The organism is Halomonas sp., from assembly GCF_041689495.1.
GTDB lineage: Bacteria > Pseudomonadota > Gammaproteobacteria > Pseudomonadales > Halomonadaceae > Halomonas.
The window spans coordinates 1-8,014 of sequence record NZ_JBDNGD010000166.1; the positions used below are offsets into that span (position 1 = coordinate 1).

Annotated in this window: 8 protein-coding genes and 2 pseudogenes; 7 read left to right on the forward strand and 3 right to left on the reverse strand. The window is 62.0% G+C overall.

Annotated features, from left to right (window positions below):
* The 7 genes and pseudogenes from ACESMD_RS05745 to ACESMD_RS05775 form a co-directional block, all read left to right on the forward strand.
* Positions 1 to 807, forward strand: an 807-nt coding sequence (locus tag ACESMD_RS05745; RefSeq protein ID WP_372611174.1) for an NAD(+) kinase, incomplete at its 5' end; no start/stop codon positions are given.
* Between the two features lie 16 nt (positions 808 to 823).
* Entirely contained in the window at positions 824 to 1,810 is a 987-nt protein-coding gene (locus ACESMD_RS05750; RefSeq protein ID WP_372611188.1) for a metallophosphoesterase, read from the forward strand.
* Positions 1,811 to 1,976: 166 nt separating this feature from the next.
* Positions 1,977 to 2,834, forward strand: coding sequence for a rhomboid family intramembrane serine protease (locus ACESMD_RS05755; protein WP_372611176.1), 858 nt, complete (start codon positions 1,977 to 1,979; stop codon positions 2,832 to 2,834).
* Between the two features lie 12 nt (positions 2,835 to 2,846).
* Positions 2,847 to 3,131 (forward strand): YeaC family protein, encoded by a 285-nt coding sequence (locus tag ACESMD_RS05760; protein ID WP_372611178.1) that lies wholly within the window; start codon positions 2,847 to 2,849, stop codon positions 3,129 to 3,131.
* Complete coding sequence (locus ACESMD_RS05765; RefSeq protein WP_372611180.1) at positions 3,124 to 3,972, forward strand: DUF2797 domain-containing protein; 849 nt, start codon at positions 3,124 to 3,126, stop codon at positions 3,970 to 3,972. Before ACESMD_RS05760 ends, ACESMD_RS05765 begins: the two co-directional genes overlap by 8 nt.
* A 290-nt stretch (positions 3,973 to 4,262) precedes the next feature.
* A pseudogene (locus ACESMD_RS05770) lies at positions 4,263 to 4,464 on the forward strand (transposase); the annotation flags it as partial.
* Between the two features lie 138 nt (positions 4,465 to 4,602).
* Positions 4,603 to 5,021 (forward strand): annotated as a pseudogene (locus tag ACESMD_RS05775) (DDE-type integrase/transposase/recombinase).
* A 71-nt stretch (positions 5,022 to 5,092) separates the two neighbouring features.
* Here ACESMD_RS05775 and ACESMD_RS05780 read toward each other — a convergent pair.
* From ACESMD_RS05780 to ACESMD_RS05790, 3 genes are all read right to left on the reverse strand, one after another.
* Entirely contained in the window at positions 5,093 to 5,899 is an 807-nt protein-coding gene (locus tag ACESMD_RS05780) for a CoA ester lyase (protein WP_372611182.1), read from the reverse strand.
* 42 nt (positions 5,900 to 5,941) lie between these two features.
* Complete coding sequence (locus ACESMD_RS05785) at positions 5,942 to 7,249, reverse strand: MmgE/PrpD family protein (RefSeq protein ID WP_372611184.1); 1,308 nt, start codon at positions 7,247 to 7,249, stop codon at positions 5,942 to 5,944.
* Positions 7,250 to 7,340: 91 nt separating this feature from the next.
* Positions 7,341 to 8,014 (reverse strand): LysR substrate-binding domain-containing protein (locus tag ACESMD_RS05790; RefSeq protein WP_372611186.1); only part of this gene is annotated, 674 nt, incomplete at its 5' end.

Sequence of the window (8,014 nt, forward strand, 5' to 3'; positions counted from 1 at the left end):
ATCCGCCTTCTTGACCAGGGCGGCTATCACGTCATCATCGAGGACCGAACCGCTACCGTTCTGCTCCATCACGGCCATCCGGAAGCCAGCCGTCGCATGCTCGGTGAGCTATGCGACCTGGTGATCGTGGTTGGAGGTGATGGCAGCCTTCTGGGTGCTGCCCGTTCGCTCTGCCATAGCGGCACCCTCGTGCTTGGCGTCAATCGCGGTCGCCTGGGTTTTCTCACCGATATTTCCCCCGACGAACTCGAAGAGCGTGTCAGTGAAGTGCTCGAGGGGAAATATGAGGTGGAGGAACGCTTCCTGCTCGATGCCGAACTCTACCGGGATGGCACCTTTTCGGGTCATGGCGATGCGCTCAACGAGGTGGTGATCCATCCCGGCAAGGCCGTGCGCATGATCGAGTTCGAACTCTTCATCGATGGCCAGTTCGTCTATAGCCAGCGTAGCGACGGCTTGATCGTGGCGACTCCGACCGGCTCCACCGCCTATGCGCTATCCGGTGGTGGCCCGATCATGCATCCCAAGCTGGATGTCATCACCCTGGTGCCGATGTTTCCCCATACCCTGTCCAGCCGGCCGATCGCCATCGATGCCGCCAGCGAGATTCGCGTACATATCGGCGAGACCAACCAGACCTATCCGCATATCAGCTGCGATGGCCAGACCCGCGCAGTGGCCAAGCCCGATGATGTGCTGGTGATCCGTCGCAAGCCCCAGCGGGTTCAACTGGTGCACCCGCTGGGGCACAATTTCTATGATGTCCTGCGCAGCAAGCTGGGATGGAGCAATCGGCTGGGGGACTGAGGTGACAGCAGCACGCATTGAGGGCTATGACCTGATCGGTGACATCCATGGCTGTGGTGCGACCCTGGCGGCCCTTCTCGATAAGCTGGGTTATCACCAGCGAGGTGGTGTCTACCGCCATCCGCGCCGGCGGGTGATCTTCCTGGGCGACCTGATCGATCGCGGTCCTCGTATCCGCCTGGCCGTGCAGATCGCGCGGCGAATGGTGGAGGAGGGCGAAGCCCATATCGTCATGGGCAATCATGAGGTCAATGCCCTGGCCTATTGTCATCCGGATCCCGAGAACTCGACCCACAGATGGCTGCGGGCGCACACTCCCCGGCACAATCGCATCGTCAACGAGACCCTGACACAGTATCGCGACCATCCGCAGGAATGGGATGAGGTCCTGGCCTGGTTTCTGGACATCCCCTTGTTTCTCGAGCTCGATGGCCTGCGGGTGGTCCATGCCTGCTGGGACCATGCGCTGATCGACGAACTGCGGCAGCAGTATCCCGACGGCCGCATCGACGCCGACTTCCTGGTCGAATCATCCCGCCCCGATACACGGGCCTTCCGGATCCTCGATCGCTTGACGCGCGGTATCCATATTCCCTTGCCGGAAGGGATCGAAATCCATTCAGGCGATGGCTTCCGGCGCCAGAGCTTCCGGGCTCACTTCTGGGCCAGGCAACCCCGCACCTGGGGGGACGTGGTGTTCCAGCCCGACAACCTGCCCGGCGAACTGGAGTGGCGCGAGCTCTCCGCTGCCGAACTGGCTCGGCTGAGTCACTATGGGCGGGACGAGCCGCCACTTTTCATCGGGCACTACTGGTGTGAAGGCATTCCCGCCATGCCGGCCCCCAACATCGCCTGCCTGGACTACAGTGCCGTCAAGTTCGGCCGTCTGGTCGCCTATCGCTGGAGTGGTGAGCGACGGCTCGATGCCGACCACTTCGAGTGGATTCGTGTACCTCGTGACGAGCTGGCCAGACCCAGCCCCTGGGAGATCGATTTCGATTGATACAATTCTTTACGCTAAAAAGCCGACGTCCGGCTGAACTCACTGACATGGCTGTCATCAGAATAGGTGTTCCCTTGAATGATCCCTTGCTATTCTCCGGCGGCCCCCTCCGCCGGATTTTTTCTGTTGGCCTGACGCCGATGCCCGAGCGAATCCTGGAGTTGCCATGTACCGGGTAATCCTCTTGCCCCTTGATGCCGACACTCGAGAGTTGCGGCGTGCCCTCTGGGCGCAGCGCATCGGTCACCGCTTCACCGAGGAGGAGGGCGGACAAGTGCTCTGGTTGATCGACCCCGAACAGCAGGAGGCGATGCTGGCGATGCTGAATCGCTGGCAGCGGGGTGAGACCTTGATCACTGAACCGCCTCCGGGGCGTCGCCCGGAGATCGTCGGCATGCTGGGTCCCTTGCGTCGAGCGCCGGTCAGTGCCATTTCCCTGCTGCTGTGTCTGCTGGTATTCGCGGTGATGGGCGTCCTCGGTGACCGGGTCATTGCCGCCCTGTCCATCGTTCCCGTTCCCCTCGGCGTCATCAACGGCAGCCTGGCCTTCGGCGATCTCGGCGAGGTTGTGACTTCGGGTCAGGTCTGGCGGCTGCTGTCGCCGGCCTTCCTGCACTTCGGCTGGATGCACCTCATCTTCAACATGTTGTGGCTGTGGTATTTCGGCCGTCAGGTCGAAGTCATTCACGGTAGAACACGTATGCTGATGCTCCTGCTGACCGCGGGCATCGGCGCCAACCTGGCCCAGTACGCGACCGGCACGGTACTGTTCGGGGGCATGTCCGGCGTCGACTTCGCACTGCTGGGTTATGTGTGGCTGATGTCTCGGCGCGCCCCGCGCAGCGGTTTCTTCGTGCCCCAGATGCTGGTGGTCTTCATGCTCGGCTGGATGGTCTTCACCATGACCAATCTGGCTGGTGCGGTGGGCTTCGGCAATGTGGCCAACGAGGCCCATGTGGGTGGCCTGGTCGTGGGACTGCTGCTGGGCTGGTATTATTCGGCGCGTGCCCGCCGCCAGCCTTGAGAGACAATTCCGATGAGCGACATGACCTTCGACAGAATGATTCAGCAGATGACGCCGAGCATCTACGAAAGCCTCAAACGGGCGGTTTCCCTGCGCAAGTGGCCGGATGGCCGCCTGCTGACCGACGAGCAGACCGAGCTCTGCCTCGAGGCGGTGATGCGTTACGAGGCGGAGAATCGGGTCCCCGAGGCGGAGCGTATCGGCTATCTCCAGCGGCGAACCTGTGGTGCCGACAGCAGTGGTGCCGGTGTGTCGCCGCAACTCGCCGGCCTGGGTCGGGATGCGACCCATGACTGAGTCGATTGCCATGGCCGAGGCTGTGCAGGGCTGCCTCAGCAAGATGGCCATCGAGCCCGGTCATCCGGGTGAGCCGGTGCGCTATACCCTGCGGGCCGGTGACCACCGGCTCGACCTCAATACCCGCCTCGGTCAGCCGCTGCATCTGGAGTGGACCGGTGCCATCGCCTGTACCCATTGCGCTCGGGCGACCAGGAAGAGCTTCGCCCAGGGCCACTGCTATCCCTGCTTCAAGTCACTCGCCCAGTGCGATACCTGCATCATGAAGCCCGAGCTTTGTCACTTCTTCGAGGGAACCTGCCGCGAACCCGAGTGGGGCGAGCGGCACTGTTTTCAGCCGCATGTCGTCTACCTGGCCAATGCTTCTGGCCTCAAGGTCGGCATTACCCGTGGCACCCAGGTGCCGACACGCTGGCTCGACCAGGGAGCGGTGCAGGCCCTGCCGATCCTCGCGGTGGATACTCGCCAGCAGTCCGGCTTCGTCGAGGTGCTGTTCAAGGAAATGGTGTCCGATCGCACCAACTGGCGGGCCATGCTCAAGGGCGATACCACTGATCTTGACCTCGCCGCCGAGCGTGACCACCTCCTGTCGCGCCTCGACGCCGGCCTGGCCAACCTGCGTGAACGCTTCGGTATTGACGCCATCCGCGAACTCGACGAGGCGCCGGTGGCCTTCGACTATCCGGTGCTGGAGTTTCCGACAAAAGTCGTTTCCCACAACCTCGACAAGGCTCCCCTCGTCAGCGGCACCCTGCTCGGCCTCAAGGGCCAGTACCTGATCCTGGATACCGGGGTGATCAACCTGCGCAAGTTCACCGGCTATGACGTGGTGGTCAGCTGAGAAAGCGCTAGACTCAAGGTGTCTGCCCATACACCCGCCAGCTCCGCTATCTATCTCCCGGAGTCGACACCTGATGCCGCTCGAGATTGAGCAACCTGTTGTCTGGAAATTCTGCTAAAAGCGGGTCACGCATCCTGGCATTCCCATTTGATGTAGGCTTTGTGTCGGAGGCCCATTTTTCGTCGATCTCGACAAGGATAGCGCTGACGAGCCGCAGGGAGGGCGTCGTCGCTTGGAAAGACTCTGACCTTGACGGTACGCCGCTTGAGTACCTGCGGACGGACAGCTCCATCGGGCTCGAGTGGCCGGTGTCGGATTTCAGCACCCTGTGCCGCCGCCCAAAGACCCTTGGCGTGAACATCCCCTATCGTGGCTCACATGGAGCGCTGCATCTTCTGATCGACAGCACGGGCATCAAGGCGGGAAGGTGAGGGCGAATGGCACGCGCCCAAGCATGGCGGGTCGAAACGCCGTCTGTGGCGCAAGATACACTTTGAGACGGTTCGGTTTTGGTGGCATCGTTTCGGGCCACTGTTTGCCGCCGAGAGCCGAAAACAGCGGGTCCAGAGCATGCGTTCGAGCCGCTGGCGGTGGCACCTTGAGGAGAAGTTCGTGAAGGTCAACGGAGAGATGGCCTACCTCTGGCGTGCGGTTGATCATGAAGGCGAGGTACTTGAGAGTTACGTAACCTGGCGCCGCGACAAGAGGGCAGCATTGAAATTCTTGAAGAAATCGATGAAGCGGCACGGCCAGACCGAGGTCATCGTCACCGATCCTATCTCGCCGCTCTGAAGGATATCGGGGCAGCAGACCGGCAGGAAACTGGCCGTTGGGCAAACAACAGGGCTGAGAACTCACACCTGCCGTTCCGACGACGGGAACGGGCGATGCTCAGATTTCGCCGAATACGAAGTTTGCATAAATTTGCCGCCGTCCACGTCTCTGGCTTCAACCTGTGCAATACGGAGCGCAACCTTTCCTTCCGAGCCAACTTCAAGCTGAACCGCGCCACGGCACTCACCGAGTGGCGTCGTCTCGGTCCGGCATAAAGGGCAGCTTCACTGTCTTTGCAGAGGCTGGTTCGAATTGGTCTGACACCACGAGCGTGTTGTTGTGGCGGTCACTTGGTCTTGGAGGGCAGGGACGCCAAGATCGTTCGGGCACGAATCCGCACCGGTTCGTCGACCATTGCGCCATTCACGGTCGTTGCGCCGTCGCCTGACGCCAGGACCCGATTGGCCCAGTCGATTTCGACCGCCGAGGGCACAAAGACTTCTTGTACGACGTCAACCTGGCTGGGGTGGATGCAAAGCTTGCCGGTCATTCCCAGATCGCGGGCATGCCGTGCGTCGCCTTCGGTCACGTCCGGATCGTCCAGCTGCGTAGTGACGCCGTCAATCGGCGCAGCAATGCTGGCTAGCCGGGACGCAAGGACCAGTTCGCACCGGGCGGCAAGCAGCGCCTCGCGCACATGTGCACATCCGAGATCGGCGCAATAATCGACCGATCCGAAGATCAGCCGGCTTACCCCGGGCAAAGCGGCGATAGTGCGGGCGTTTGCGATACCCCTTGCGGTTTCGACCAGCGCCAGAATGGGTGCATGTCCGGCCAGGGCGGCAACCACGGCGGCGATCTGTGCGGGGTCTTCCGATTTCGGCAGCATGACCGCAGCGATCGGCAATCCAAGCACCGCCTTCAGATCGTCGCCGTGCCAGGCTGTGTCATTGGCGTTGATGCGGACGATGATCGGCAAGGTGGTGAAATCGCATGACAACGCAGTGCGGGCATCCACCTTGGCATCAGCGGCAACGGCGTCTTCCAGATCCAATATCACGGCATCGGCGCCCGACGTCGCGGCCTTGCCAAACCGATCAGGCCGGTTGGCAGGCACGAACAGCGGTGACCGGATCGAGGTCAGATTTTTCATGCAAAGAAACCTTGTGTTGATCGTTTGTGCGGTCTTGCCCCATTACCGGGATAGCAGGCTGGTAAGCCCGGCCAGGTCGTCTGCATCGTCCAGCGCCGTGACCACCTGCCATAGCGCGCCCGACACATCATCGCCCAGCAGCGTGGAAGACTTGCCCCGAAGCCGACGTTCCAGCATGGCGGGATCGGTCGCTTCCGCCAGATCATGAGAGCATTCCAGCACCCCGCCTTGGGTCGTCGTGACGGTGACGCGGGTCTGCGTGTCGGCCAGGCTTTCGTCGGTGACAACCGTCACGGCATCACGCAGCGCCACTAGGTCGGGGCGTTGCGTGATTGCATCGTCATAGGTGTCGATCGCTGCGGTATCGACGCCCGCAAGGCCCATCGCCGCCGTCAGGCGAAAGCTGAACTTGGCGCCCAACCCGGTAGACGGCTCGGGCTGATTGCAGACCGCCAACCAACGCGGATGGGTCCATACCCTAACCGATTTGACCATATCCGCGGTCAGCCCGTCGCCGCGCAGGTTGCGGATCGCTTCTAGCATGGCATGAAGACCGTGGCAGCAAGCGTGAAATTTGTAGGACACGCCCGGAAACACCCAGTCCGTGCCAATACCCTGCCACGCGAACTGGCGCGCCGATCCTGCGTGGGTCGGGCCAAAGCCCTGATCCCCGTCGATCGCGTCGGGGTTCGACACGACGTCATGTGCGGCAAGGCTGGCGCAAGTCACGCCGACCTCGGCGGCAAAGCCGGCATTCAGCGGTTTGCCCATCGTACCGAACTGGCTTTTCAGGCCAGCAGCGCGCGTAGCTGTGAGCCCCAGCGCGTGGACCATTCGGGATGCGTCCAGCCCCATCAGCCGCCCTGCTGCTGCGGTGGCGCCGAAGGCGCCGGCAGTGCCGGTTTGATGGAACCCGGCCTCATAGTGACTGCGGCCCAGCCAATCGCCGATGCGGCAGGACACTTCCAATCCGATCGCCAATGCATTCAGCATGGCGGTGCCCGATGCATTTTCGCGTTCCGCAACCGCGAGGCACGCCGGGGCCACCGCGACGCTGGGATGGCCAATGTGTAGGAAATGGGTGTCGTCGTAATCGAGCGCGTGGCTTGTCGCGCCGTTGACAAGTGCGGCGGTTGCAGCTGCTGCATTTCCGCCGCCGATCAAGGTTGCCGGCCCCGCGCAGCCTTCGGCCAGGGCGGCCTTGCGCACCAGTTGAGCGGTCGGTTCGTTGCCGCCCGCAAGGCCCACCGTCGCCCAGTCGAACAGCGAGAACCGCGTAAATCGACTCATTTCGTCGGGTATCAAGGCTGAACCAGTCGCAAATACCGCAAGATCGTTAGTCACGCCCATGAAGGTCATCCTTGCATCGGGTTGTCTGACGCGGCGGAAACTGTGGGTCTTTTTTTTCGGGCCGTCAAACGTAACGGACAGGGAAGGGTGATTATCCCACCGCGCCGCCGGCTCCGTGTTTGACAAGCTCGGCCGTTAGCGCCCTTGCGGCTTTGGGCAAAGCATCCACTGCCCGCGCAAGGACCGCGCGTTCTCGCAGCGCCCAAGGTTCGTTCAACGTGATCAGCGCAAGGTTCATGGTGTGCGCGTGACGCCGGGCGGCAGATTCGGGAACGACACCGATGCCGACTCCGGCTTCGATCATGCGGCACATCGCCTCGAAGCTGCGCACCTTTACCCGCAGCGTCCGGTCGAACCCGTGTTCCTGCAAAAGGCTGCGCAGGAACGCCAGAAGTGTGCTGCCCTCGTGCAGGCTGATATGTTCGAAGGCCAGCGTTTCGCTGAAACTCAGCAATTTTCGGGACGCCAGCGCATGGTCAGCCGGTGCGGCCAGCATCAGCCGGTCTGTCGAAAAGCGGATCACCTCCAGTCCCGAATCGCTCATTTCGCCGGACACGATTCCGAGGTCGGCGGTGCCGTTGTGGACGGAGCGAATGATGTCCTGGGTCAGCCGTTCCTGCAGATCGATGGTGACCTTCGGACGGCTGGACAGGAATCGCGCCAGCACTTCGGGCATGAATTCGGTGACGGCTGTGGTGTTGGCAACGATGCGGACGTGACCCTTTTCGTCATGGTCGAGGCTAGAGAAATCGTTTGTCAGGTAAT

Bases quoted from the DNA above. Each gene is read 5' to 3' on its own strand.
- ACESMD_RS05785 (WP_372611184.1), bottom strand. From the start codon at position 7,249: ATGGGCGTGACTAACGATCTTGCGGTATTTGCGACTGGTTCAGCCTTG.
- ACESMD_RS05755 (WP_372611176.1), top strand. From the start codon at position 1,977: ATGTACCGGGTAATCCTCTTGCCCCTTGATGCCGACACTCGAGAGTTG.
- ACESMD_RS05780 (WP_372611182.1), bottom strand. From the start codon at position 5,899: ATGAAAAATCTGACCTCGATCCGGTCACCGCTGTTCGTGCCTGCCAAC.
- ACESMD_RS05765 (WP_372611180.1), top strand. From the start codon at position 3,124: ATGACTGAGTCGATTGCCATGGCCGAGGCTGTGCAGGGCTGCCTCAGC.
- ACESMD_RS05760 (WP_372611178.1), top strand. From the start codon at position 2,847: ATGAGCGACATGACCTTCGACAGAATGATTCAGCAGATGACGCCGAGC.